Origin of the sequence: Streptomyces argenteolus (genome assembly GCF_042902585.1) — a bacterium.
Lineage (GTDB): Bacteria > Actinomycetota > Actinomycetes > Streptomycetales > Streptomycetaceae > Streptomyces > Streptomyces argenteolus.
Window position 1 is genome coordinate 487,179 of the sequence record NZ_JBIBEG010000005.1, and the last position, 24,514, is coordinate 511,692.

A 24,514-nucleotide genomic window follows, 5' to 3' on the forward strand; every position below is an offset into this window, starting at 1 on the left:
CCGCGGGGATCTGGGGAACCCCTCGGAGACACAGCCGCACCACACCACCGGGAGTGCCAGTGGCACGCGTCGTAGTCGACGTCATGCTCAAGCCGGAGATCCTCGACCCGCAGGGACAGGCTGTGCAGCGCGCACTGCCTCGTCTCGGCTTCGACGGAATCGCGGACGTTCGTCAGGGAAAGCGTTTCGAGCTCGAGGTCGAGGGGCCGGTCGACGATGCCGCCCTCGCCCGTATTAACGAGTTGGCCGAGACCTTCCTCGCCAACACCGTCATCGAGGACTTCACCGTCACGGTGGAGGAGGAGAAGTGACCACCCGTATCGGCGTCGTCACTTTTCCCGGCACGCTCGACGACCAGGACAGCCTGAGGGCCGTACGGATCGCGGGCGCCGAACCCGTATCGCTCTGGCACCGTGACAAGGACCTCCACCAGGTCGACGCGGTGATCCTGGCGGGCGGATTCAGTTACGGCGACTATCTGCGCGCCGGCGCCATCTCGCGTTTCTCGCCCGTGATGGAGACCGTCATCGAGCAGGCGAAGGCCGGCATGCCGGTCCTCGGCATCTGCAACGGATTCCAGATCCTGACCGAGGCGCACCTGCTGCCCGGCGCCATGCTGCGCAACAACCACCTCCACTTCATCTGCCGCGACCAGAAGCTGCGGGTGGAGAACGCGGGGACCGCCTGGACCTCCGACTACACGGCGGGCCAGGAGATCTCCGTACCGCTGAAGAACGTGGACGGCCGGTACACCGCCGACGAGCGCACGCTCGACGAGCTGGAGGCCGAGGGCCGCGTCGCCTTCCGTTACGCCGACGTCAACCCGAACGGCTCGCTGCGCGACATCGCCGGCATCACCAACGCCGCGGGCAACATCGTCGGTCTGATGCCGCACCCGGAGCACGCCGTCGAGCCGCTGATCGGCACCGGTCGCACCGACGGCCTGGGTTTCTTCACCTCGATCATCAAGAAGCTGGTCAACGCATGAGCCTGGACACGGTCAAGCACGCGGCCGAAACCCCGGACGCCGGACAGCCCTGGAAGGAACTCGGCCTCAAGGAGGACGAGTACGCCCGGATCCGCGAGATCCTGGGCCGCCGTCCCACCGGCGCCGAGCTCGCCATGTACTCCGTGATGTGGTCCGAGCACTGCTCCTACAAGAGCAGCAAGGTCCACCTCAAGCAGTTCGGCGAGAAGGTCCCCGCCAACGACGCGATGCTCGTCGGCATCGGCGAGAACGCCGGTGTGGTCGACGTCGGCCAGGGTTACGCGGTCACCTTCAAGGTCGAGTCGCACAACCACCCCTCGTACATCGAGCCCTACCAGGGCGCGGCCACCGGAGTCGGCGGCATCGTCCGCGACATCCTGGCCATGGGTGCCCGTCCGATCGCGGTCGTCGACCCGCTGCGCTTCGGTGCGGCCGACCACCCCGACACCCGCCGGGTCCTGCCCGGCATCGTCGCGGGCATCGGCGGCTACGGGAACTGCCTCGGCCTGCCGAACATCGGCGGCGAGGTCGTCTTCGACGCCTGCTACCAGGGCAACCCGCTCGTCAACGCCGGCTGCATCGGCGTGATGAAGCACGAGGACATCCACCTCGCCCAGGCGTCCGGCCCCGGCAACAAGGTGATCCTCTACGGCGCCCGCACCGGCGGCGACGGCATCGGCGGCGTCTCCGTGCTGGCCTCGGAGACCTTCGACGACACCAAGCCCACCAAGCGCCCCGCCGTCCAGGTCGGCGACCCGTTCCAGGAGAAGCTCCTCATCGAGTGCACCCTGGAGATCTTCAAGGAGAAGCTCGTCGCGGGCATCCAGGACCTCGGCGGCGCGGGGCTCTCCTGCGCCACGAGCGAGCTGGCCTCCGCGGGCTCCGGCGGTATGCGCGTCGAGCTGGACACCGTGCCGCTGCGTGACTCCTCCCTCTCGCCCGAGGAAATCCTCATGAGCGAGTCGCAGGAGCGCATGTGCGCGATCGTCGAGCCGCAGCACGTGGACCGCTTCATGGAGATCTGCGAGAAGTGGGACGTCATCGCCACCGTCATCGGTGAGGTGACCGAGGGCTCGCAGCTGGAGATCTTCTGGCACGGCGAGCAGATCGTGGACGTACCGCCGCGGTCCGTCGCCCACGAGGGCCCGACCTACCACCGCCCGTTCGCCCGGCCGTCCTGGCAGGACGCCCTCCAGGCCGACGACGCCGGCAGGCTGGCCCGCCCGGCGAACGGCGCGGAGCTGCGCGAGCAGGTCCTCAAGCTGGTCGGCTCGCCGAACCAGGCCTCCAAGTCCTGGATCACCGACCAGTACGACCGCTTCGTGCAGGGCAACACCGTGCTCGCGATGCCCGAGGACGCCGGCATGGTCCGGATCGACGAGGAGTCGAACCTGGGCGTGGCGATGGCGACCGACGGCAACGGCCGCTACGCCAAGCTCGACCCGTACACCGGCGCGCAGCTCGCGCTGGCGGAGTCGTACCGCAACGTCGCCGCCTCCGGGGCCAAGCCGCTCGCGATCTCGGACTGCCTGAACTTCGGTTCGCCCGAGGACCCCGACGTCATGTGGCAGTTCGCCGAGGCCACGCGTGGTCTGGCGGACGGCTGCCTGGAGCTGGGCACCCCGGTCACCGGCGGCAACGTGTCGCTGTACAACCAGACCGGTGAGACGGCGATCCACCCGACGCCGGTCGTGGCCGTGCTCGGAGTGATCGACGACGTCACCCGGCGCACGCCGGTCGCGTTCGCGGAGGAGGGCCAGCTGCTCTACCTCCTGGGCGACACCCACGAGGAGTTCGGCGGTTCGGCCTGGTCCGAGGTCGTCCACCAGCACCTGGGCGGCATGCCGCCCAAGGTCGACCTGGGCCGCGAGAAGCTGCTCGGCGAGATCCTGATCTCGGCCTCCCGCGACGGCATGATCGACGCGGCGCACGACCTCTCCGACGGCGGTCTGATCCAGGCGGTCACCGAGTCCTGCCTTCGGGGCGGCAAGGGTGCCCGGCTGGTCGTCCCGGACGGTCTGGACGCGTTCACCTTCCTCTTCTCGGAGTCGGCCGGCCGTGCGGTCGTCTCGATTCCGCGCAGCGAGGAGCTCCGCTTCAACGACATGTGCGGCGCACGGGGTCTGCCCGTCGCCCGGATCGGTGTCGTGGACGGCGAGGAGATCGAGATCCAGGGCGAGTTCAGCATCCCGCTGAGCGAGCTGCGCGAGGCGCACGAGGGGACCCTGGAGGGTCTGTTCGCCTGATTTCCGCCTGTTCCGAAGCCCCCGTCCGGGTCGACCGGGCGGGGGCTTCGGCGTTCTCACCGGAAACTGTTGATGCATGTTACGTAATTACGTAAGGTTGTGTTCTGTGGAACTCGAGGAACGTGTCGCAGAGCTGGAACGCCGGCTGGCGGTGCTGGAGCGGGCGTCGGACGGTCGGCCGCCGAGCCTGGGCGACGGGGACTTCTGGGCCCTGGACGGGCTGAAGGACCAGCTCGGACAGGTCGGGGAGGCCGCTGCCGACGGCGGAGTGCTGTTCACGGGCGCGGTGCGGCTGCCGGCAGGCGAGCGGTACGAATGGCAGTACGGCGCGCTGACCGCCGGGCTCCTCGGCCAGGACGGGGAGCGGCCCGACTGGGCGGAGGCCGCCGAGCCACTCGCCGCGCTCGGGCATTCGGTCCGGCTGCGGCTGCTCCGCGAGATCCTCGTTGGCCGCCGCACGGCGGCCGAGCTGGCCGAGCTGGACGAGACGGGCACGACCGGCCAGATCTACCACCATCTGCGCCTGCTGACCGGCGCGGGCTGGCTGCACACGACCGGGCGCGGGCGCTACGAGGTGCCCGGCACCCGGGTGGTGCCCCTGCTGGTGGTCCTCACGGCCGCCCGGCCCTGAGAACCACGACGGACACGGAAGAGGGGGACGTCATGTCCGCACGCAAAGTCGCGATGGTCCTGTACCGCTGCTGCTGGATCGTCTTCGTGGCGCTGGTGGTCGTGACGTCCTTCACGGGGCCGCTGGACCCCTTCGGCCTGGTCTTCCTGCCGGCGGGGGCGGCGCTCGTCATCGGTTTCGTGGCGAGCCGTTCCGCCGGTGCGGCCGGGGCACGTCCCAGGCCCGCCGTGGAGGTGGGACCGCCGGTGGCGGGCCGCTGGACCGCGCTGAACAGCCCCGCCGACAAGGTGCCCAGCCATGGCACGCACGCCTACGGGCAGTCCTACGCGATCGACGTCGTCGCCGAACCGGAGGGGGAGAGCCGTCCGCCCTTCCGGTCGCTGTGGCCCGTCGTCCGCCCCAACCGCGACTTCCCGGCCTTCGGCGCCCCGCTCCTCGCGGTGGCGGACGCCACCGTCGTCCACGCGAGCGACGGCCGGCGCGACCACCTCAGCCGGAACTCGGGCCCCGCGCTCGCCTATCTCATGCTGATCGAGGCGGCCGTCCGCGAGCTGGCCGGGGCGGGCACGATCTTCGGCAACCGGATCGTGCTCGACCTGGGCGACGGGACGTACGCCGCGTACGCCCACGTCCGGCGCGGCTCCCTCCTGGTGCGGGCGGGAGATTCCGTCCGGGCGGGCCAGCAGATCGCCCGGTGCGGGAACTCGGGCAACTCCACCGAACCGCACGTGCACTTCCAGCTGATGGACCACCCGGACCTCGACACCGCCCGGGGAATCCCCTTCACCTGGCGGGGCATCGGCGTGCCCGCCGGAGGCGAGACGTTCACCGCCGGGGAGGCTGTCGGTACCGGCTGTTAGCTTGGGACCGTTGCGTGCGGTGTGTACGGGGGGACGACGATGGACGATCTGCGCGAGGCGCAACCGGACCGGGCACCAGGCCTGTTGCCGGAGCGAGGGCGACGGCGCGACGCGGTGAACAAGCTGCTGTGCGTGCTCGCCGTGGCCGGCATCGGCCTGAGTCTGTGGGCCTTCGTGCAGGAGGTCGTCGATCTCCGCGCCCGGTCCGAGAGCCGTGAGCGCATCACCGAGGCGTGCGGTGGTCTCGTCGATCCCGACCCGGTCCTCGGGCTGAACGGCGGCGGGATCGACCGGGTCAAGCTCTCCGACGAGCACGAGACCGACCTCGGTGAGCGCTCCAGCGGCTGCCTCGTCTACCGGGTCGGTGACCCGGGGACGACGTACGGGCACTTCTCCCTGGCCGTACTCCGGCGTTCGGCCGAGCCGGACGCGGAGGAGACCGCCGAGGACGAGACCACGATCGACGAGGACAGCGACGAGCCCTTCCGCCGTCCGTACGGCGACGAGAAGAGCTCGCCCGGTCCCGTGGTGCGCCATGCCCTCCCGCACCCGCTCGGCGACGGCGCGCTGGGCGAGTACGACGAGTACAAGGTGACGGCGCGGGCGGTCTGCGCGAAGGGCGGCAAGGTCTCCTCCATAGAGGTCTCGGCCGTCGCCCAGTACGACGAGCCGGTCACGGCCGAGGACCGGCGCACGCTGGCCGGTCTGGCCCGCCAGGGGGCGGACCGTGCCGCGGACCGCACGGGCTGCCTGGCGGACCTCCCCGAGCTCCCGGCCACGCTCGCCGAGCCGGGGACGGAGTTCGGTTCCGCGGCGCGCACCGGGGGCACCTGCGACTGGTACCGGCGCTTCCTGACCACGGAGGAGCGTGGCAGCCTTCCGGACCGGGCCCTGGGCGCTCCGGCGGGAAGGGCGAGTGCCCATGACGCGTGTGTGCTGGCGGTCGGGGAGAAGGAGACCCGCAGGATCTACCCGGGCTTCGTGAAGACCTCGGACTACCCGCAGACACTGGACGACGTCCTGAAGTACCTCCCCTGGTGGGTGAAGACCGAGACGTACGTCGGCGATGGGACGCGAGGGCTGCGGGCCGAGGACTTCGAGCAGAAGACCGAGCTCACCCCGGGCACGGCGGGCACGGACTCCGACCGGACCTGGTGGGCGTCCTCCGTCTGCGACGGCCGGCCGGCCGTGCACGTGCTGTGGGTGGCCTATCCGTACGACCGCATAGCCGCCGACCGGCTGGAACCGCTGTTCCGGGCGTACGTCGACGACGTGACCGAGCGCCGGGGCTGCACCGATGTCGTCCTTCCCGGCGCGAAGGACTTCGCCAGGAGCTGAGCGCCGGTGCGGGACGGCGGCGGGCTCCCGCCCGGGCCGGCCTGAGGTGCGGTCCGGGCGGCCGGAGGTGCGGCCGGGCTGTCGGAGGTACCGGTTAGTCTCGCCACCATGCCACCGGCCAAGAAGCGCTCCCGTGCCTACGACCTCGCCAGAACCCGGACCGCCGTCCTGGCCCAGTTCGCCCATGTGCGGGACGCCGTCCGCGCCCTGACGCCCGAACAGCTCGCGCTGCCGGGACTGGGGGAGTGGACCGTGCGGGAGCTCGCGGCACACCTGACCATGGCCCTGGAGCGGGTCAGCCGGTCCATGGAACTCCCGGCCCCGCGTGGCCCCAAGCCGGAGATCGCCCTGCTCGCCTGGCCGTTCTCCACCGCGGGGAACGCCGCGGGCATCTCCGACTTCACCAGGACGCTCGCCGCGGACCGGCCCGATCTCGACGCCCTGTACGAGGAGACCGCGGCCCGGTTCGCGGAGCTGGTGCCCGTCGACGGCCCCGACCGGCTGGTGACGACCCGGGCGGGGACGATGCGGCTGGGTGACTTCCTGGTGACCCGCACCGTCGAGCTCGTCGTCCACACCGACGACCTCCACCGGGCGACCGGCCTCGACATCCCGTACGACCGTCAGGCGCTCGCGGCCTGCACCCGGCTCCTCGCCGACGCGCTCGCGGACAAGGCGCCCGGCGGCTCGGTCGAGGTGCGCGTCCCGCCTTTCGCCGTGGTCCAGTGCATCGGCGGCCCCAAGCACACCCGGGGCACGCCGCCCAACGTGGTGGAGACGGATCCGCTCACCTGGATCCGGCTCGCCACCGGGCGTACGGGGTGGACGCAGGCGCTCGAAGCCGCGCAGGTCAGGGCGAGCGGTGAGCGGGCGGAACTGGCCCATCTGCTCCCGCTGATGGGCTGAGGGGAACCGGATCGGCCGCTCGCTCCGTCCCATGGCCATGCGCGAACAACGTATGGCTGTCAGTGTCCTGGCCCTCCTCACCCTTGCCGCCTGCGGTACGGATCCGGGCTCCGGAGCGGGCTCCGGGGACGGCAGCGGCGCCGTGCGGGACGAGGTGCCCGTGACCGGTGTCCACTGGAACGTCTCCTCCCTGACCGTCGGCGGGAGGACGACCGAGGCCCCCTCCGCGGCGCACGTCGCGATCGACTCCACGGGGAAGGCCACCGGAAACCTGGGCTGCAACCGTTTCACCGCAGACGTGGAGGTCGACGGCGACACGGTCACCGTAGGACCGGGTACGACCACGGAGATGGGGTGCGAGAAGGATGTCCAGCAGTTCGAGAAGGCGCTCGGGAGCGCCTTCAGCGGGAAGCTCGAGGCAGCCGTGGCGGGCAGCGGTGACGCGAGGACGCTGACGCTGACCACGGCGCGGGGCGACTCCATCGCGCTCACCTCCGAGCCCCCGGCCCCCCTCACCGGCACGGCCTGGAAGGTCACCGGCCTGGCCTCGGACGGCGTCGCCACGTCTCTGCCCGCCGGCACGGAGGACACGGCGCATCTCACCTTCGGCGAGGACGGCACGGTCGAGGGCAGTCTCGGCTGCAACTCGTTCCACGGAAAGGCGGAGGCCGCCGGTTCCACCCTCACCTTCGGACCGCTCTCCTCCACCCGGAAGATGTGCCCGGGCCCGCGGATGAAGCTGGAACGCGCGCTGCTCGGCGTACTGGAGGGCAGCACCACGTACACGATCGGCCACCGCTCCCTCTCGCTCACCGCGAAGAGCGGGGCGGGGCTTCACGCGTCGGCCCCGGCGGCCAGGAACTGACCGCCGGGACGTGAGCGCGTGAGCGCGGGGCCCCGGGGGCCGGGGCTCAGGAACCCGTCGGATACCGGAGCAGGCCGGCGTCGGTCTTCTCCCAGGCGGCCTTCAGCTCGGCGAGCAGTTCCGGTTCGGCGGAGGCCCGGTCGGCCTGCTCGCGCTGGTCCTCGGACAGCTGGAAGAGCTGGTCGGTCCCGCTCCTCCCCCTGTAGTACTTCCAGTCACCGCGCCGCAGCGCGCGCTCGCCGCGGACGCGCCAGAACAGGTCGCGCTCCTTCGGCTCCTCGTCCCGCAGGAGGTATCCGGCGAGGCTGACGCCGTCCAGGGGATAGGCAGGGTCCGGGCGCGCGCCGCCCAGTTCCAGCAGGGTCGCCGTCCAGTCGGGCGAGAACACGGGGAGGTCGCTGACCTGGTGGCCGTCGATACGGGCGGGCCAGCGCAGCACCGACGGGACCCGGATGCCGCCCTCCTGGAGCGAGCTCTTGTTGCCGGACAGGGGCCAGTTGTAGGAGAAGCGCTCACCGCCGTTGTCGCTGGCGAAGAAGACGAGGGTGTCCTCCTCCTGGCCCGACCGCTTCAGCGCCTTGAGCACCTGCCCGATCGAGCGGTCCAGGTCCTCGACCATCTCCGTGTACTTCTCGACCGAGCCGCCGTCGGCGTTCCGGAGCGCGGAGCGGTCGCCGGCCTTGATGCGGCGAACGATCTCGGCCGAGGCCTCCGTGTCCCCGTCGGCGATCCAGGGCCAGTGCGGGGTGGTGAAGTTCAGATTGAGCAGCCAGGGCTTCTCGTGGTCGCGCTGGACGTACTCGCTCGCCCGTTCCGTCAGGACCCGGGTGTAGTAGCGGAGGTCCTTGTATGCGGCATCGCCCTCGTACAGGTCGTACTCGCCGTTGAGACCGAGCTTCGAGTAGTACTCCAGGGCCCCGCCGAAGTTCCCGAAGAACTCGTCCCAGCCCGACTTGGTGGGGCTGTAGTCCGGCAGGTAACCGCAGTGCCACTTGCCGATCAGGGCGGTCGAGTAGCCGGCGCCGCGCAGCAGGGAGGCCAGCGTGGGGTGGGTCGGTTCGAGTCCCACCGACCTGTCGGCGATGGGCTCGGCGAGGCCGCCCTTCGTGCGCCCCGGGAAGCGCCCGGTGTAGAGGCTGAAGCGGGTGGGGGAGCAGGTCGCGGACCCCGAGTAGGCGTCCGTGAAGCGGACCCCCTGGCGCGCGAGGGCGTCCAGGTGCGGGGTGCGGATGTGCGGGGCCCCGTACGAGGAGAGATCCGCCCAGCCCAGGTCGTCGCCGAGGATGAACAGGATGTTGGGCCGCCGCGCGTGCTTGCCGCGTGCGGCGCGGAACGGCCGCTCCCGTGGCACGTCCTCGGACACCGCCGCGACAGCCGGGGCGGCGGCCTGTATGCCTACGGCCGCACCGGCGGCGGTCGCACCGACGGCGGTGGTGAAGGCGCGGCGGCTCAGAGCGGCGCCGGAGGGTTCATTCGCACTGGTGCTCGAATTGCTGGGCATGAGGTCTCCTGGGCAGGACTCGGACGCCGCTCGGGACGGCGTACGAGAAAAGGCGTACGAGAAGAGGGGAACGAGACGGAACCGCAGGGCACGGTCACGCGCGAAGGCGCGCCCGGACACAGGGGTGGCGAGCGGGAGGGGTGGAGCGGAGTCCCTGGACCGGAAGGCGGAGGCTCACGGGAGACAGAGGCGCGGGTGGGTGGCACGCCACGGGGATCCGGCAGAGGCTCCGGGCACGTCCTGCGGAAACTCTGTGGGACGGACCCTCGACCGGAGGCCTACGAAACGGACCGAGGCTCCAGGGGTGCGGCAGGCTCAGGCGTGGCGACAGATGGCGCTCGCGACACGTCCCAGATCGACGTGGCGGCGCTCCACGAGCGTGACCGAATGATCACCGAGGGGCTGCATGAGGGAGGAGCTTGCCAACAGGCCCTGGGCCTGTCAACGCCGGTCTCGCACTGCGGACAGAGAGCGCCCGGCGCTTGGCGGCCCGCCCGTCCCTGCACGGCCGGACCCTCGGCGTCACGGGCCTCCGGTCACGGGTGCTCCGGCCACGGGCCCTCGGCACTCCGCTGCTCCGGGCCCTCCGGCGCCACGCGTCCGGCTCCCTGGCACCGGCGTTCCAGCGCGTCGGCACCTGCTCGCCGCTGTCCGGAACCGGGGCGCCGGGGCGCCGACCGTTTCCCGGAGGACGGTCGTACGCGGCCGTACGGCTGCCCGGCGTTGCTGCGGGTGGGGTCAGGAACACGTGCACGGCCCGTCGGCATCGGGTCGCGGACCGCGCGGCACCGGAGCTTCTGCCCACCGGAGTTCGGCCGTCGCGCGGCACCGGCTGCGCCGCTGTCCGCACCCGGTCGTCCCGCACCGCTGAACGGCCGCCCGGCAGCTACCGCGAACGGCCGTCCCCCCGGGACCTCCCGCACCGGTCGCGCGGCCGTCGGGCGCCCGCCCCCGACCCGCACCGGTCGCCCGACCGTCCCGCACCCGCCCCGCCGTGGTCCGGCACCGGCTTCCGGAGGCCCGAGAGGGCCCGCGGAGCCCTCGCTCACGGCCCTCCCGGTGTGAGGCTCGCCACGAAACGAGCGTTCGGCCAGCATCCGTGACGTCTCCCGCTCCGGCTCACCGAGTGCCACGAGAGGACCCCGCGGGGGGCCGATCCCGCCGATGGCCCGGACCGGCCGGTAACCGCCCCGCATCCCGGCATCGAACGCCTTGTGAGGGGTCCGGGGCCGTGGAGGGGAATCAGCCATGATCACGCGCAGTGATGGCGCGACGCCACCCCGGGCGCCCGCGAGAGGCGCCTCACAGGCCGGGTCGCACCGGTCCCCCCACCCCCGCGAGGCGGTCACCCAATTCGGACCGGTGGTCGATCTCGCCTACACTCGGTGCCGTGCCTCGTGGTGATGGACGACTCAACCACGACCTGCTCCCCGGAGAGAAGGGCCCCCAGGACGCTTGCGGCGTCTACGGTGTCTGGGCTCCGGGCGAAGAGGTCGCCAAGCTCACCTATTTCGGACTGTATGCCCTGCAGCACCGTGGACAGGAGTCCGCGGGCATCGCAGTGAGCAACGGGTCCCAGATCCTGGTCTTCAAGGACATGGGACTGGTCTCGCAGGTCTTCGACGAAACGTCTCTGGGATCGCTCCAGGGCCATATCGCGGTCGGTCATGCCCGCTACTCCACCACCGGTGCCTCGGTGTGGGAGAACGCGCAGCCGACGTTCCGTGCCACCGCGCACGGCTCGATCGCCCTCGGTCACAACGGCAACCTGGTCAACACGGCCCAGCTCGCGGAGATGGTCGCCGACCTTCCGCGCAAGGACGGCCGCGCCACCCAGGTCGCGGCGACCAACGACACCGACCTGGTGACCGCGCTGCTCGCCGGCCAGCGGGACGAGAACGACAAGCCGCTCACCATCGAGGAGGCCGCCGCAAAGGTGCTCCCCGAGGTCAAGGGCGCCTTCTCGCTCGTCTTCATGGACGAGCACACCCTCTACGCCGCCCGTGACCCGCAGGGCATCCGCCCGCTGGTCCTCGGCCGGCTGGAGCGCGGCTGGGTGGTGGCGTCGGAGTCCGCCGCCCTCGACATCTGCGGTGCCAGTTACGTCCGGGAGATCGAGCCCGGCGAGCTCGTCGCCATCGACGAGAACGGCCTCCGCACCTCTCGCTTCGCAGAAGCGAAGCCCAAGGGCTGTGTCTTCGAGTACGTCTACCTGGCCCGCCCCGACACCGACATCGCCGGGCGCAACGTCTACCTCTCCCGGGTCGAGATGGGCCGGAAGCTGGCGGCCGAGGCTCCCGTCGAGGCCGATCTGGTCATAGCGACGCCGGAATCGGGAACCCCCGCGGCCATCGGTTACGCCGAGGCGAGCGGAATTCCGTTCGGGGCCGGACTGGTCAAGAACGCCTACGTCGGCCGGACCTTCATCCAGCCTTCACAGACCATCCGTCAGCTGGGCATCCGCCTCAAGCTGAATCCGCTCAAGGAAGTCATCAAGGGCAAGCGCCTGGTCGTGGTGGACGACTCGATCGTCCGCGGCAACACCCAGCGCGCCCTGGTCCGGATGCTCCGCGAGGCGGGCGCTGCCGAGATCCACATCCGGATCTCCTCCCCGCCGGTGAAGTGGCCCTGCTTCTTCGGGATCGACTTCGCGACCCGTGCCGAGCTGATCGCCAACGGCATGTCCGTCGACGAGATCGCCACGTCCATGGGTGCCGACTCGCTCGCGTACATCTCGCTCGACGCGATGGTCGAGGCGACGACGATCGCCAAGCCGAACCTGTGCCGTGCCTGCTTCGACGGTGAATACCCGATGGAGCTGCCGGACCCGGAGCTGCTCGGCAAGCAGCTGCTGGAGACCGAGCTGGCGGCCGGCCCCGCCGCCACCGCGGCGGCCGACGCGCTGCGTCGTCCGTGATCCGGACCGGCCGGATTCCCCACCAGCCCCGTATTCCCACACGAAAGATCCCGGGCCATGTCTGAGACAACAGGTGCTTCCTACGCTGCGGCGGGCGTCGACATCGAAGCCGGTGACCGCGCCGTCGAGCTGATGAAGGAGTGGGTGAAGAAGACGCAGCGCCCCGAGGTCGCGGGCCTCGGCGGCCTCGGCGGATTCGCCGGCCTCTTCGACGCCTCGGCGCTCAAGCGTTACGAGCGTCCGCTGCTCGCCTCCGCCACCGACGGCGTCGGCACCAAGGTCGACCTGGCCCGGCAGATGGGCGTGTACGACACCATCGGGCACGACCTGGTCGGCATGGTCGTGGACGACCTGGTCGTCTGCGGCGCGGAGCCGCTCTTCATGACCGACTACATCTGCGTCGGCAAGGTGCATCCCGAGCGTGTCGCGGCCATCGTGAAGGGCATCGCCGAGGGCTGTGTCCTGGCAGGCTGCGCCCTGGTCGGCGGCGAGACGGCCGAACACCCGGGCCTGCTGGGTCCGGACGACTTCGACGTCGCGGGCGCCGGTACCGGTGTGGTCGAGGCCGACCGCCTCCTGGGCCCGGACCGTATCCGTAAGGGTGACGCCGTGATCGCGATGGCGTCGTCGGGTCTTCACTCCAACGGGTACTCGCTCGTCCGCCACGTGGTCTTCGACCGCGCCGGATGGACCCTGGACCGCCAGGTCGAGGAGTTCGGCAGGACGCTCGGCGAGGAGCTCCTGGAGCCCACCAGGATCTACTCCCTGGACTGCCTCGCGCTCACCCGTACCACCGAGGTCCACGGCTTCAGCCACGTCACCGGCGGCGGTCTGGCCAACAACCTGGCCCGGGTGATCCCGGACGGGCTGCACGCCACCGTCGACCGTGCCACCTGGACGCCCGGCGCGGTCTTCGACCTCGTCGGCACGGCAGGTCAGGTCGAGCAGCTGGAGCTCGAGAAGACGCTCAACATGGGCGTCGGCATGATCGCGATCGTCCCGGCCGACTCGGTGGACGTGGCGCTGACCACGCTGGCCGACCGGGGTGTCGACTCCTGGGTCGCCGGCGAGATCACGGACCGCGGCGACCACGCTACGGGCGCCGCGCTGACCGGCAGCTACGCACGGTAGGACCCCGTCACGCCGGGCCCGGTCGCACCACCGGTCCCGGCGGCGGCCGGACGCCCGCAGGAGCCTTGAGGCGGATGCGATCCCCCCGCTCCTGACGGGCACAGCCTTGAGGCGGATGCGAACCCCCGCTCCTGACGGGCACAGCACCGCTCCGGACCGGGACAGCACAGAACCCGGTCCGGGCAGGCCCGGACCGGGTTGATGTGTCAGCGCGAGGTCAAGCGCCGCGGCGCTGTGACGACGGACCGGACTGGTCGTCCTCGTCCGCGTCCTCGTCGTCGTTGTACAGATCCGCGTACTGTGCGTACGGGTCATCTTCCTCGTCGTCGTCCTCGAACGGCTCGGCGTTCGGTGGTTGACTCGAAGGCGATGCGCCCAGCTCATTGGCCAGACGCGACAGGTCAGTCCCGCCGCTGCTGTACTTCAGCTGGCGGGCGACCTTTGTCTGCTTGGCCTTTGCCCGGCCGCGCCCCATGGCTCGACCCCCTCGGTGACGGGGCTCGACGGCCCCAGAGTCTTGACACGCGTTCATGTTTCAGGACGGACTCTCGGCTGAGAGACCGCGCCCGTGGCTTTAACGGTACCTGCTTCCTCGGCCATACGGTACGCCGCCCGCATCACGTGCCTCCGTGCAGGACCGCAGAGGAGCCCGTCCTCGCTGGTCAAGCCCGATTTTAACCTCTTGTGGACGGCCGACCCGCCGACCGGAGTGAGTCTTGTCTCCCCGGGTCGGCGCGTCGGCCCCGCAGGCCCGCCGGACCGGCCGTCACCGGGCCGGTCCCACGGTCCGATGACGGGCGTCCGACGCTGCGGTCACGCGTCAGTGACGACGCGCTTCCGCCATCCGCTGTTCGGCCAGCCGGTCGGCCGCCGCGGCCGGCGGAATTCCGTCAGCCTTCGCACGTGCGAATATGGCCAGCGTGGTGTCGAAGATCTTCGCGGCCTTCGCCTTGCACCGGTCGAAATCGAAACCGACGAGCTCGTCGGCGACCTGGATCACGCCACCGGCGTTCACCACGTAGTCGGGCGCGTACAGGACCGAGCGGTCGGCAAGGTCCTTCTCCACACCCGGGTGCGCGAGCTGGTTGTTGGCCGCTCCGCACACCACCTTCGCCGTGAGCACGGGGACACTCTCGTCGTTCAGGGCGCCGCCGAGTGCGCACGGGGCGTAGATGTCCAGGCCCTCCGTGCGGATCAGCGCGTCCGTGTCGGCGGCGACCATGACCTCGGGGTGCAGGTCGGTGATACGGCGGACGGACTCCTCGCGCACGTCGGTCACGACGACCTCCGCGCCGTCGCTCAGGAGGTGCTCGACCAGGTGGCGGCCCACCTTGCCGACGCCCGCGACGCCGACCTTGCGCCCGCGCAGTGTGGGGTCGCCCCAGAGGTGCTGGGCGGAGGCCCGCATGCCCTGGAAGACGCCGAACGCGGTGAGCACGGAGGAGTCGCCGGCGCCACCGTTCTCGGGGGAGCGGCCGGTGGTCCACCGGCACTCCCTGGCGACGATGTCCATGTCGGCGACGTACGTGCCGACGTCACAGGCGGTCACGTAGCGCCCGCCGAGCGATGCGACGAACCGGCCGTAGGCGAGGAGCAGTTCCTCGGACTTGATCCGCTCGGGGTCGCCGATGATGACGGCCTTGCCCCCGCCGTGGTCGAGGCCGGCCATGGCGTTCTTGTACGACATTCCGCGCGACAGGTTCAGCGCGTCCGCGACGGCCTCCTCCTCGGAGGCGTACGGGTAGAAGCGGGTGCCGCCGAGGGCCGGGCCCAGGGCGGTGGAGTGGATGGCGATGACGGCCTTGAGACCGCTGGCGCGGTCCTGGCAGATCACGACCTGCTCGTGGCCGCCCTGATCCGAGTGGAACAAGGTGCGCAGGACGTCGACGGGGGCTGGCACGCCGGTCACATCGGTCACTGTGGTGACTCCCAAGTACGAAGCGGCGGAACGGCCCTCCTGAAGGTGGGGAGGGCCAGGACCGACCGGTTCCGGCCGGTCCGACTGGGCAAGAGCGTAAGTCCTCGGGACACGTGGATCCGTTCACTGCCGTGGATCACCTCCCTGTGGCGTACCGGCGTGACACGATTTACCGCATGTCGGTGGTGTCTTCGGTGCTCGTTCCCTACACGTCCTACCTGCGGGTGTACGAGCCGCTGGCCGCTTTCGGAGAGCCGGAGCGGAGTCACTGGACGCGCTACGCGCAGCGGGCGGAGCTGCCCACGGCGCAGGACGAGCTGCGGCGCTCACTGGCCGACCTCGTTCCCACGCCGCCGGTGCCCGTACCGGTTCACGAGAGCGACGACGCCTTCGTCGCCGTGCTCGACGGGGTGCTATGCGTCTGTCCGTGGCGGACCCGGATGCGGAGCTGGCTGGCCCTGGGTGAACTGGGGGGTCTGTTTCCGGCCACGGTGCTGGACGCCGTGCTGCCTCCGGTGGTGCGGGGCCAGGCGGCCGCCGACCACGAGCGCTGGGCCGAGAGGAACCCGGACGCCCGTCCCTGGATCAGGACCACGGTGTGGCACGTGCCGGTGCGCTGGTTCGTCCTCTTCGACGACGAGGAGCGGGAGTACGTGGCCGGTGAGGCCGGGGGCGGCAGACCGCTCCTGCGCTACCGGACCCCGATGGTCCAGGCCCGGCGCCGGCTGGCCAGGGCGCTGCGGACCCTGCGGGAGACCGTCGACGAAGGGCCGCTCACCGAGGGGCTCGTGGAGGTGGGGCGCTGGCTGGAGGAGTTCCATCCGCGCGCCTTGGTCGAGCTGGACTACGGCGGTCTGGTGCACGCGCTCAGCGGTGACCACCTCGCGGCGGACCGGTCGGCCGCCGATGTGGCCGAGGGCATCGCGGCGTTGCGCGACGGGGACAGCGACGCGGCGGGCGCGGCGTACGGACGCCTGGCCGACCGCTGGCGGGCCGTACGCGACCTGCAGTCCTCCAACTAGGCTGAAGACGTGCGAATTGGCCGCAACTCCGCATAGAGGTGCTTTCGCCAGGGAAGGGACACCGTGTGAGGTGTCCGACATCTGCGGGCACCGAGGGAGTGCGGCGGAGGTGAGCGGAGATGTCCTGAGGAGATCTGACGGGCCGTGAACCAGCGCCGGATGTGACGCGTGCGACAGGTGAGGCGTGAAGTGGCTCACGAGGCACGGGACCTACGTCCTGAACCGGGCCTTTGCCTCAAGGGTGACGGATAGCACTAACGGGGCCCTTGCGCCCTTCCCTACTCCTCATGCCAAAATAGGACAAGGAGTCCAGGGAGGACTCTGTCCGTCCAACTATGGGCGGAATGCTCAGCATTGCACGCTATGGGGGGTCTGACGACTTCTGGTGACTCCTGGTTGTCCTGTGACTGATCGTTACTAGGGCGTGACTGTCCGCTATGGCATGGTCCATCGGCTTCCGTCGCTGATGAACACCTGGGAGGGCAATTCCATCGGTTTGGCCGACGTGGCTGGACGGATGGTGTAGTTGTAGTGCCGAGGACAAGCCGTTCGTCCTATAACCGACTCGGCCCGCGTCCGCCATTTCGGGCAACGCGGGTCAAGGTGCAGAATTTAGAGGAAAGAACCGAGAAGGTTCGGTTCTCCCGAGGAGGCCGCTCATGACCGCTCGCACCCCTGATGCCGAGCCGCTGCTGACCCCGGCTGAGGTCGCCACGATGTTCCGCGTGGACCCGAAGACGGTCACCCGTTGGGCGAAGGCTGGCAAGCTCACGTCCATCCGCACGCTCGGCGGACATCGCCGGTACCGCGAGGCAGAGGTCCGCGCACTGCTTGCGGGTATTCCGCAGCAGCGCAGCGAGGCCTGACACACCCCTGTCGCCGCAGCCACAACAGGGCGCTGAAGGGTCCCCCAACCCCCCGGTGTTCCTGCTCATAGCTCCATACGACGGGCGCCCGCCCCAACGGGCGCCGTACCTGTGACATGCGGGCACGTCGTCGATCGCGCTGGACTCCGCCGGGTCCAGCGCGATTTTTTTGTGCCCTGCGGGGAGGCTGTGCGGATGCCCTGGGGTGTGCGGCGCGCAGTGGCCGGCCTGGGCCATGAGGGCTCCGGCCGGAGGGTGCGGCGTCGGGGGCCGTGCGCGGTGAGCGCGCCCGAACAGCGCCCGAACGGCCCGGGGGGCGCCCGAACCTGCCGACGGGTCGGTTTGCGGGTGACTTCGCGTGCGACCGTGGGTGAGCGTGTTCGGCCCTGTTCGCCCGGGTCCCTGGCGTCGTGGGCAGCTCGGGCGGAACGGTCCGGGATGTGTACCGGCGAGAGTGCAATTGCACATATTAAATTGGCTACTTGTAGGAAGTGCGTAAAGTACGCACTGCCCAAAACTGTTTCGGTGACTCCCGTCACACCGGCGTGCCCTTGCCAAGTACGAGCCTGCCACTGTGCGACCCCTGCCGGCTGCGGCAGTTGGTCACGCGGCGGGAGGTCTTTCGTCCCTCGCGAAGTCCTCGGCAAGGCCCTCCGGGTGCTCCCTCGGGCGGCCTTCGGGTGACCCTTCGGGCCCTGCCGGGGAGAGGAGCGGGCCGTGTGCAGCCTCGGCGTCCTCTGCGGGGGCCTCGGCGGCCGTCTCCGGGGCCGGCGGCGGGCCGTCCGCCGGGCGGGGCTCCCGTGCCGGGTACGGCGGCTGTGGGGCCGTCAGGGGCTCCATGGCGAGCCGCAGCAGGCGATGGCAGATCGGGCAGTGCCGGGTGAGATGGCCGTAGCTGGAGGCCGCTGCCAGATGGGCGCGCAGGAGCGCGCGGGTCTCGTGCCTTTCCGTGGACGCAGACATGCGCGCGGCCTCCCGGTGGACCCGGCCGCCCCGCGTCGGGAGAACAAGGGCGGACTCCGTCCTACGGAGTTACCCGCGGCGGGCTCCGGCGTCAAGACGCACGAAAGCCCGGATCCAGGGGATCCGGGCTTTCGTCACTGCGGTCCTGACGGGATTTGAACCCGCGGCCTCCACCTTGACAGGGTGGCGAGCACTCCAAACTGCTCCACAGGACCTTGCTTTCGCTGCCTGCCTTGCGGCCTGCTGCGAAGCAAGACTGTACAGGAGGTCCGGCGGCCAGGTCGAACTCACTCTGCGTGCGGATCCCGTCACGGCTCCGCGGGGGTCCGGCTCAGGGAGCCGCCGCGTCGATCGCCTTCACGATCCGCTTGTCCGAGACGGGTTGCGCGGTGCCCAGCGCGTGCGCGAAGTAGCTCACGCGGAGCTCCTCGATCATCCAGCGGATGTCCAGGACCTCCTGCGGGACGGGCCGCCCGTTCGGCAGCTGTTCGAGCAGCCAGGCGTACTCGTCCTGCATCTCGTGGACCTTCTCCATGCGCGTGGTGTCGCGCTGGACGTTGGTCGGCATCTGCTGCAGCCTGCGATCCTCGGCGACCAGGTAGCGCATCAGGTCGGGCAGCCTGCGCAGCCCGGTCGAGGTGACGAAGCCGGGCGGCACGAGCCGGGCCAGGTGATCCCGTACGTCCGTGACGTTGTTGATCAGGACCAGGCTGTTCGTGGCCTTCAGCCGGCGCTCGCAGGCCTGCCAGGCGGCCAGGATCTGCTGCACCTGGCCGATCGTGCGGACGGTGAGGTCCACGAGGTCGGCGCGCACCTTGTCGTACAGCTTCCGGAACGACGCCTCGTCCCAGGCCGGGCCGCCGTGTGCGGCGATCAGCCGGTCGGCCGCAGCCGTCGCGCAGTCGTCGAACAGCGCCTGGACCGAGCCGTGCGGATTGCGGGAGAGGGCCAGCTTCTGCTGGTTGGAGAGCTTGTCCGACGCGAACTTCGCCGGGTTCACCGGGATGTTCAGCAGGATCAGCTTCCGGGTGCCCCGCCACATCGCCTGCTGCTGCTCGGCCTCGGTGTCGAAGAGCCGTACGGCCACGCTCTCGCCCTGGTCGACGAGGGCGGGATAGGCCTTCACGGGCTGGCCGGCCCGCCGGGTCTCGAAGACGCGGTCGAGGGTGCCGATCGTCCAGTCGGTGAGGCCCGAGCGCTCGACGGACTCGCCCGAGGGTCCCGCCGTGGCCGCGGCGGCCTGGGAGAGGGCCTGACGGGCCTTGGGCCGCAGCTGGATCTTCAGGGCGTCGAGGTCCTTGTCCTCGGCGACCTTGCGGCGGCGTTCGTCGGTGATCCGGAAGGTGATCTTCAGATGGTCCGGGATCCGTGTCAGGTCGAAGTCGTCGGCCGTGACCGGTACGCCGACCATCCGCTGGAGCTCACGCGCCAGCGTCTGCGGCAGCGGTTCCTGGAGCGGGACCGCCCGGTCGAGGAACTTGTCCGCGTAGTTCGGCGCGGGGACGTAGTGCCGGCGGATGGGCTTGGGCAGCGAGCGGATCAGCTCGGTGACCACCTCTTCGCGCAGGCCCGGGATCTGCCAGTCGAAGCCCTCGGAGGTGACCTGGTTGAGGACCTGGAGCGGGATGTGGACGGTCACACCGTCGGCGTCCGCGCCCGGTTCGAACTGGTAGGTCACCCGGAACTTGAGCCTGCCCTGACGCCAGGAGTCCGGGTAGTCGTCCTTGCTGACCGCGCCGGCCTTCTCGTTGATGAGCATCGAGCGCTCGAAGTCGAGCGCGTCGGGCTCGTCGCGGCGCTTGTGCTTCCACCAGGAGTCGAAGTGCGCGCCCGAGACGATGTGCTCGGGAATCCGCCGGTCGTAGAAGTCGAAGAGCGTCTCGTCGTCCACGAGGATGTCGCGGCGCCGGGCGCGGTGCTCCAACTCCTCGACCTCGCCCAGCAGTTTGCGATTGTCATGGAAGAACTGGTGGTGGGTGCGCCAGTCCCCCTCGACCAGGGCGTTGCGGATGAACAGATCGCGGGACGCCTCCTGGTCGATACGGCCGAAATTGACCTTGCGCTGGGCGATGATGGGCACTCCGTAGAGCGTGACCCGCTCGTACGCCATCACCGCCGCCTGGTCCTTCTCCCAGTGCGGCTCGCTGTAGGTGCGCTTCAGCAGGTGCTGGGCGAGGGGCTCGATCCACTCCGGCTCGACCTTCGCGTTCACCCGCGCCCAGAGCCGGGACGTCTCGACCAGCTCGGCCGACATGACGAAGCGGGGCTGCTTCTTGAACAGCGCGGAGCCCGGGAAGATCGCGAACTTGGCGCTGCGTGCGCCCAGGTACTCGTTCTTCTCGGTGTCCTTCAGCCCGATGTGCGAGAGGAGGCCCGCCAGCAGTGAGGTGTGCACCGCCTGTTCCGGGATGCCCTCGTCGCCCTTGGGCTCCTCGACGGTGATGCCCATCTGCTTGGCGACCGTGCGCAGCTGCGCGTAGATGTCCTGCCACTCGCGGATGCGCAGGAAGTTCAGGTACTCCTGCTTGCACATCCGGCGGAAGCTGGAGGAGCCGCGTTCCTTCTGCTGCTCCCGGACGTAGCTCCAGAGGTTCAGGAACGCCAGGAAGTCCGACGTCTCGTCCTTGAAGCGGGCGTGGTTCTGGTCGGCCTGGGTCTGCTTGTCCGCAGGGCGCTCGCGCGGGTCCTGGATGGAGAGCGCGGCTGCGATGACCATGACCTCGCGGGCACAGCCGTTCTTGTCGGCCTCGATGACCATCCGGGCCAGGCGCGGGTCCACGGGCAGCTGCGAGAGCTTGCGGCCCAGCGGCGTCAGCCTCTTCTTCGGGTCCTTCTCCGCCGGGTCGAGCGCGCCGAGCTCCTGGAGCAGCTGGACGCCGTCGCGGATGTTGCGGTGGTCCGGCGGGTCGATGAAGGGGAACTTCTCGATGTCGCCGAGTCCGGCCGCGGTCATCTGGAGGATGACGGAGGCGAGGTTGGTGCGCAGGATCTCGGGGTCGGTGAACTCCGGACGGGTCAGGAAGTCGTCCTCGGAGTACAGCCGGATGCAGATACCGTCCGACGTACGGCCGCAGCGGCCCTTGCGCTGGTTGGCGCTGGCCTGGGAGATCCGCTCGATCGGCAGCCGCTGGACCTTGGTGCGGTGGCTGTAGCGGGAGATGCGGGCGTTGCCCGGGTCGATCACGTACTTGATGCCGGGGACGGTCAGCGAGGTCTCCGCGACGTTCGTCGCCAGCACGATCCGGCGACCGGTGTGGCGCTGGAACACACGGTGCTGCTCGGCGTGCGAAAGGCGTGCGTAGAGGGGGAGCACCTCGGTGTGCCGGAGGTTGCGCTTGCTCAGGGCGTCCGCCGTGTCGCGGATCTCCCGCTCCCCGGACAGGAAGACCAGGACGTCGCCGGGGGCCTCGCCCGACAGCTCGTCCACCGCGTCGCAGATCGCGGTGATCTGGTCCCGGTCGGAGTCCTCCGAATCCTCCTCCAGGAGGGGGCGGTAGCGGACCTCGACCGGATAGGTCCTGCCGCTGACCTCGACGATCGGCGCCTCGCCGAAGTGTCTGGCGAAGCGCTCCGGGTCGATGGTCGCGGAGGTGATCACGACCTTCAGGTCAGGGCGCTTGGGCAGCAGCCGGGCCAGATAGCCCAGCAGGAAGTCGATGTTCAGCGACCGTTCGTGCGCCTCGTCGATGATGATCGTGTCGTACGCGAGGAGCTCGCGGTCCGTCTGGATCTCGGCCAGCAGGATGCCGTCCGTCATCAGCTTCACGAAGGTCGCGTCCGGGTTCACCTGGTCGGTGAAGCGCACCTTCCAGCCGACCGCCTCGCCCAGCGGGGTCTTCAGCTCGTCCGCGACGCGCTCGGCGACCGTCCGCGCGGCGATCCTCCGGGGCTGGGTGTGCCCGATCATGCCCCGGACCCCGCGTCCGAGCTCCATGCAGATCTTCGGGATCTGCGTGGTCTTGCCGGAGCCGGTCTCGCCCGCGACGATCACGACCTGGTGGTCGCGTATCGCCTCCAGGATCTCGTCCTTCTTCTGGCTGACCGGAAGCTGCTCCGGGTACGAGAGTGCGGGCATCCGCGCTGCGCGGCCGGCGAGCCGCTCGGATGCCTTTCCGGCCTCGGCGGAGATCTCGTCCAGCACGGACTGGCGGGCCTCGGGCTTGCGGATGCGGCGGGCACCCTCGAGTCGGCGGCCGAGCCGGTGCGCGTCGCGGAGCGAGAGCTGCCCGAGCTGGGACTGGAGATCGGCGAAGGAAGTAGACATACGGACCCCAGGATCTCACCCGGGCGTGAGGAGTGGCGAACGCATTTCACCCGGCCCTGCCACTTCCGCGGACGGCCCGCCAGGCCCGGTCACGGAGCGGGCAGGCGACGTCACAGCACGTACTATTCCGGGCAGCCGATCACTCGTTTCCCACGCAAGGCGGTCCCATGCACCGGGGCATACCCGACGCCGCCGAGCTCTCCGTGCCGAGGGCGCAGGCGGACCTCACGCCTCTCCCCGCCCGTCCCCCGCATTCGCACGGAGCGCCGCATGCCCACGCCCACCCGTTCCTCGTCCTCCGCGACGAAGCCCGTCCTCCTCGGCCTGGCGGTCGTGATCGCCGCCGGGCTCCTCGGCTTCGTCTCCTACCGGGCGACCGCACCCGACAGCCCGGCCTCCGGCACCCCCGTCACCGCCACGACCGGCGGCCCGGACGCGGACCTGTACCGGGAACTGGCGGCACTCGCCCGGCGTGACGCGGACGACAAACTCGCCCAGGGCCGCACCGACGCCCCCGTCGTCCTCATCGAGTACGCCGACTTCCAGTGCGGCTACTGCGGGAAGTTCGCCAGGGACACCGAACCCGAACTGATCAAGAGGTACGTGGAGGACGGCACCCTGCGCATCGAATGGCGCAACTTCCCGATCTTCGGCGAGGCGTCCGAAGCGGCCGCACGAGCCTCCTGGGCGGCCGGGCAGCAGGACCGCTTCTGGGCCTTCCACCGGGCCGCCTACGCCGAGGGCGCCAAGGAGAAGGGCTTCGGCAAGGCCCGGCTGAGGGCGCTCGCCCGGCAGGCGGGCGTGAAGGACCTCGACCGCTTCGCCCGGGACACCGAAAGCACCCGGGCGGCGGAGGCGGTCGGCGCGGACCGCGAGCAGGCCTACGGCATCGGCGCCAGCTCCACGCCGTCCTTCCTGGTCAACGGCCGTCCCCTCGCCGGCGCCCAGCCGACGGCCGTCTTCGTCCAGGCCATCGAATCGGCGGCGGCGGAGGCCGCGAACGTCGGCAGTGCCGGGGAGCCCGCGAAGTGACCCCGGGCATCGGCTACTTCGCCGCCCTGCTCGGCGGTCTGCTCGCCCTGGTCAGTCCGTGCAGCGCCCTGCTGCTCCCCGCCTTCTTCGCGTACTCGGTCGACTCCGCCGCACGGCTGCTGGCCCGTACGGGCATCTTCTACGCCGGTCTCGCCACCACCCTCGTCCCGCTCGGCGCCGCGGGCTCCTACGCGGGGCGGCTCCTGCTCGGCCACCGGGACGCGGTCGTGCTCGGTGCGGGCTGGCTGATCGTCGCGCTCGGCCTCGCGCAGATCCTCGGCCTCGGTTTCGCCTCCCGCCGGATCGCCGCCGCCGGCGGCCGGATCCGCCCCACGACCGCGTTCTCCGTCTACGCCCTGGGAGCCGTCTACGGGCTGGCCGGCTTCTGCGCGGGTCCGATTCTCGGCAGCGTCCTCACCGTGGCGGCCGTCAGCGGCAGCCCCGTCTACGGAGGGCTGCTGCTGGCCGCCTACGCCCTGGGCATGGCCGTTCCGCTGTTCGTGCTCGCCCTGCTCTGGGAACGCTTCGACCTCGGGCGCCGGGCCTGGCTGCGCGGGCGGCCCTTGCGCCTGGGCCCGTTCCGGCTGCACAGCACCTCGCTGCTGTCGGGCTTCTTCTTCATCGGTCTCGGCACGGTCTTCCTCGTGTACGACGGGACGACCGCGCTGCCCGGACTGCTGGACACGGACGACTCGTTCGCCGTCGAGCGGTGGGCCCAGGGGCTGGGGGAGCGGGTGCCGGACGCGGTGCTGCTGGGTTCCCTGGTGCTCGTGTCCCTGTCCGCCCTGGGGCTGCGGGCCCGGCGGCGTCGCGCGGCGGCCGAGGAGGGCGAAGGGGCGTGACACGGCGAAGGCCCCGTCCGGTGGACGGGGCCTTCGGGTGGTGGCTGGGGCCGGGATCGAACCGGCGACCTATCGCTTTTCAGGCGATCGCTCGTACCAACTGAGCTACCCAGCCACGCAGCTCACAAGGGCTGCAGCGGTCCTGACGGGATTTGAACCCGCGGCCTCCACCTTGACAGGGTGGCGAGCACTCCAAACTGCTCCACAGGACCTAGCTAATGTGC

The 24,514-nt window shown here is 70.5% G+C and carries 20 protein-coding genes and 3 tRNA genes; 14 read left to right on the plus strand and 9 right to left on the minus strand.

What is annotated here, in order from left to right; all coding sequences use genetic code 11:
* The first annotated feature begins 59 nt into the window (after nucleotides 1-59).
* From purS to ACFY8O_RS21040, 8 genes are all read left to right on the plus strand, one after another.
* Nucleotides 60-311, plus strand: coding sequence for a phosphoribosylformylglycinamidine synthase subunit PurS (gene purS, locus ACFY8O_RS21005; protein ID WP_145807697.1), 252 nt, complete (start codon nucleotides 60-62; stop codon nucleotides 309-311).
* Nucleotides 308-988, plus strand: coding sequence for a phosphoribosylformylglycinamidine synthase subunit PurQ (gene purQ / locus ACFY8O_RS21010; RefSeq protein WP_145807694.1), 681 nt, complete (start codon nucleotides 308-310; stop codon nucleotides 986-988). The genes purS and purQ overlap by 4 nt, the downstream gene beginning before the upstream one ends.
* Nucleotides 985-3,234, plus strand: coding sequence for a phosphoribosylformylglycinamidine synthase subunit PurL (gene purL / locus ACFY8O_RS21015; RefSeq protein ID WP_145807692.1), 2,250 nt, complete (start codon nucleotides 985-987; stop codon nucleotides 3,232-3,234). Before purQ ends, purL begins: the two co-directional genes overlap by 4 nt.
* Before the next feature lie 106 nt (nucleotides 3,235-3,340).
* On the plus strand, nucleotides 3,341-3,865 hold the full coding sequence (locus ACFY8O_RS21020) for an ArsR/SmtB family transcription factor (RefSeq protein ID WP_387904451.1): 525 nt from the start codon (nucleotides 3,341-3,343) through the stop codon (nucleotides 3,863-3,865).
* Between the two features lie 32 nt (nucleotides 3,866-3,897).
* Complete coding sequence (locus ACFY8O_RS21025; protein ID WP_387904454.1) at nucleotides 3,898-4,725, plus strand: M23 family metallopeptidase; 828 nt, start codon at nucleotides 3,898-3,900, stop codon at nucleotides 4,723-4,725.
* Between the two features lie 39 nt (nucleotides 4,726-4,764).
* Entirely contained in the window at nucleotides 4,765-6,063 is a 1,299-nt protein-coding gene (locus tag ACFY8O_RS21030) for a hypothetical protein (RefSeq protein WP_387904457.1), read from the plus strand.
* Nucleotides 6,064-6,171: 108 nt separating this feature from the next.
* Nucleotides 6,172-6,969 carry a maleylpyruvate isomerase family mycothiol-dependent enzyme gene (locus tag ACFY8O_RS21035; protein ID WP_387904460.1) on the plus strand — a complete coding sequence of 266 codons (798 nt, stop codon included), beginning with the start codon at nucleotides 6,172-6,174 and terminating at the stop codon, nucleotides 6,967-6,969.
* A gap of 37 nt (nucleotides 6,970-7,006) precedes the next feature.
* Complete coding sequence (locus ACFY8O_RS21040; protein ID WP_387904461.1) at nucleotides 7,007-7,834, plus strand: META domain-containing protein; 828 nt, start codon at nucleotides 7,007-7,009, stop codon at nucleotides 7,832-7,834.
* 46 nt (nucleotides 7,835-7,880) lie between these two features.
* Here the strand turns inward: ACFY8O_RS21040 and ACFY8O_RS21045 are convergent, their stop codons facing one another.
* Together ACFY8O_RS21045 and ACFY8O_RS21050 are read right to left on the minus strand one after the other, a co-directional pair.
* Nucleotides 7,881-9,335 (minus strand): sulfatase family protein, encoded by a 1,455-nt coding sequence (locus ACFY8O_RS21045; protein ID WP_387904463.1) that lies wholly within the window; start codon nucleotides 9,333-9,335, stop codon nucleotides 7,881-7,883.
* Between the two features lie 315 nt (nucleotides 9,336-9,650).
* Nucleotides 9,651-9,743 (minus strand): putative leader peptide, encoded by a 93-nt coding sequence (locus ACFY8O_RS21050; protein ID WP_387904582.1) that lies wholly within the window; start codon nucleotides 9,741-9,743, stop codon nucleotides 9,651-9,653.
* Between the two features lie 982 nt (nucleotides 9,744-10,725).
* Here ACFY8O_RS21050 and purF point away from each other — a divergent pair.
* Nucleotides 10,726-12,252: an amidophosphoribosyltransferase gene (gene purF, locus ACFY8O_RS21055; protein WP_145807681.1), complete on the plus strand. Its 1,527-nt coding sequence runs from the start codon at nucleotides 10,726-10,728 to the stop codon at nucleotides 12,250-12,252.
* A 57-nt stretch (nucleotides 12,253-12,309) separates the two neighbouring features.
* Nucleotides 12,310-13,383, plus strand: a complete 1,074-nt coding sequence (gene purM / locus ACFY8O_RS21060; RefSeq protein WP_145807680.1) for a phosphoribosylformylglycinamidine cyclo-ligase — start codon at nucleotides 12,310-12,312, stop codon at nucleotides 13,381-13,383.
* A 217-nt stretch (nucleotides 13,384-13,600) separates the two neighbouring features.
* Here the strand turns inward: purM and ACFY8O_RS21065 are convergent, their stop codons facing one another.
* Nucleotides 13,601-13,858, minus strand: coding sequence for a DUF3073 domain-containing protein (locus ACFY8O_RS21065; protein WP_014155056.1), 258 nt, complete (start codon nucleotides 13,856-13,858; stop codon nucleotides 13,601-13,603).
* A gap of 345 nt (nucleotides 13,859-14,203) precedes the next feature.
* Nucleotides 14,204-15,301: a Leu/Phe/Val dehydrogenase gene (locus ACFY8O_RS21070; RefSeq protein ID WP_387904465.1), complete on the minus strand. Its 1,098-nt coding sequence runs from the start codon at nucleotides 15,299-15,301 to the stop codon at nucleotides 14,204-14,206.
* 176 nt (nucleotides 15,302-15,477) lie between these two features.
* Here ACFY8O_RS21070 and ACFY8O_RS21075 point away from each other — a divergent pair, with 176 nt between their 5' ends.
* Nucleotides 15,478-16,323 carry a hypothetical protein gene (locus tag ACFY8O_RS21075; protein ID WP_145807676.1) on the plus strand — a complete coding sequence of 282 codons (846 nt, stop codon included), beginning with the start codon at nucleotides 15,478-15,480 and terminating at the stop codon, nucleotides 16,321-16,323.
* Nucleotides 16,324-16,982: 659 nt separating this feature from the next.
* Nucleotides 16,983-17,189 carry a developmental transcriptional regulator BldC gene (gene bldC, locus ACFY8O_RS21080; protein WP_003949541.1) on the plus strand — a complete coding sequence of 69 codons (207 nt, stop codon included), beginning with the start codon at nucleotides 16,983-16,985 and terminating at the stop codon, nucleotides 17,187-17,189.
* A gap of 603 nt (nucleotides 17,190-17,792) precedes the next feature.
* Here the strand turns inward: bldC and ACFY8O_RS21085 are convergent.
* The 3 genes from ACFY8O_RS21085 to hrpA form a co-directional block, all read right to left on the minus strand.
* Nucleotides 17,793-18,152: a DUF6274 family protein gene (locus tag ACFY8O_RS21085; RefSeq protein ID WP_387904467.1), complete on the minus strand. Its 360-nt coding sequence runs from the start codon at nucleotides 18,150-18,152 to the stop codon at nucleotides 17,793-17,795.
* Between the two features lie 140 nt (nucleotides 18,153-18,292).
* Nucleotides 18,293-18,367 (minus strand) — tRNA-Asp (locus tag ACFY8O_RS21090).
* Nucleotides 18,368-18,483: 116 nt separating this feature from the next.
* Nucleotides 18,484-22,416, minus strand: coding sequence for an ATP-dependent RNA helicase HrpA (gene hrpA / locus ACFY8O_RS21095; protein WP_387904469.1), 3,933 nt, complete (start codon nucleotides 22,414-22,416; stop codon nucleotides 18,484-18,486).
* A 270-nt stretch (nucleotides 22,417-22,686) separates the two neighbouring features.
* Between hrpA and ACFY8O_RS21100 the strand changes: the two genes are divergently transcribed.
* Together ACFY8O_RS21100 and ACFY8O_RS21105 are read left to right on the plus strand one after the other, a co-directional pair.
* Nucleotides 22,687-23,448, plus strand: a complete 762-nt coding sequence (locus tag ACFY8O_RS21100) for a DsbA family protein (RefSeq protein ID WP_387904472.1) — start codon at nucleotides 22,687-22,689, stop codon at nucleotides 23,446-23,448.
* Nucleotides 23,445-24,290 carry a cytochrome c biogenesis CcdA family protein gene (locus ACFY8O_RS21105; protein ID WP_387904474.1) on the plus strand — a complete coding sequence of 282 codons (846 nt, stop codon included), beginning with the start codon at nucleotides 23,445-23,447 and terminating at the stop codon, nucleotides 24,288-24,290. The genes ACFY8O_RS21100 and ACFY8O_RS21105 overlap by 4 nt, the downstream gene beginning before the upstream one ends.
* A gap of 38 nt (nucleotides 24,291-24,328) precedes the next feature.
* On the opposite strand, the gene ACFY8O_RS21110 is transcribed toward ACFY8O_RS21105, so the two are convergent.
* Together ACFY8O_RS21110 and ACFY8O_RS21115 are read right to left on the minus strand one after the other, a co-directional pair.
* Nucleotides 24,329-24,405, minus strand: a tRNA-Phe gene (locus ACFY8O_RS21110).
* A gap of 22 nt (nucleotides 24,406-24,427) precedes the next feature.
* Nucleotides 24,428-24,502, minus strand: a tRNA-Asp gene (locus ACFY8O_RS21115).
* Nucleotides 24,503-24,514 lie beyond the last annotated feature (12 nt).

What these genes read in the sequence shown, in the direction of transcription:
- hrpA (WP_387904469.1), bottom strand. Translation starts at nt 22,416, where the DNA reads ATGTCTACTTCCTTCGCCGATCTCCAGTCCCAGCTCGGGCAGCTCTCG.
- ACFY8O_RS21085 (WP_387904467.1), bottom strand. Translation starts at nt 18,152, where the DNA reads ATGTCTGCGTCCACGGAAAGGCACGAGACCCGCGCGCTCCTGCGCGCC.
- ACFY8O_RS21025 (WP_387904454.1), top strand. Translation starts at nt 3,898, where the DNA reads ATGTCCGCACGCAAAGTCGCGATGGTCCTGTACCGCTGCTGCTGGATC.
- ACFY8O_RS21100 (WP_387904472.1), top strand. Translation starts at nt 22,687, where the DNA reads ATGCCCACGCCCACCCGTTCCTCGTCCTCCGCGACGAAGCCCGTCCTC.
- ACFY8O_RS21035 (WP_387904460.1), top strand. Translation starts at nt 6,172, where the DNA reads ATGCCACCGGCCAAGAAGCGCTCCCGTGCCTACGACCTCGCCAGAACC.
- ACFY8O_RS21065 (WP_014155056.1), bottom strand. Translation starts at nt 13,858, where the DNA reads ATGGGGCGCGGCCGGGCAAAGGCCAAGCAGACAAAGGTCGCCCGCCAG.
- purM (WP_145807680.1), top strand. Translation starts at nt 12,310, where the DNA reads ATGTCTGAGACAACAGGTGCTTCCTACGCTGCGGCGGGCGTCGACATC.
- ACFY8O_RS21045 (WP_387904463.1), bottom strand. Translation starts at nt 9,335, where the DNA reads ATGCCCAGCAATTCGAGCACCAGTGCGAATGAACCCTCCGGCGCCGCT.
- ACFY8O_RS21040 (WP_387904461.1), top strand. Translation starts at nt 7,007, where the DNA reads ATGCGCGAACAACGTATGGCTGTCAGTGTCCTGGCCCTCCTCACCCTT.
- bldC (WP_003949541.1), top strand. Translation starts at nt 16,983, where the DNA reads ATGACCGCTCGCACCCCTGATGCCGAGCCGCTGCTGACCCCGGCTGAG.
- ACFY8O_RS21075 (WP_145807676.1), top strand. Translation starts at nt 15,478, where the DNA reads ATGTCGGTGGTGTCTTCGGTGCTCGTTCCCTACACGTCCTACCTGCGG.
- ACFY8O_RS21030 (WP_387904457.1), top strand. Translation starts at nt 4,765, where the DNA reads ATGGACGATCTGCGCGAGGCGCAACCGGACCGGGCACCAGGCCTGTTG.
- purL (WP_145807692.1), top strand. Translation starts at nt 985, where the DNA reads ATGAGCCTGGACACGGTCAAGCACGCGGCCGAAACCCCGGACGCCGGA.
- ACFY8O_RS21050 (WP_387904582.1), bottom strand. Translation starts at nt 9,743, where the DNA reads ATGCAGCCCCTCGGTGATCATTCGGTCACGCTCGTGGAGCGCCGCCAC.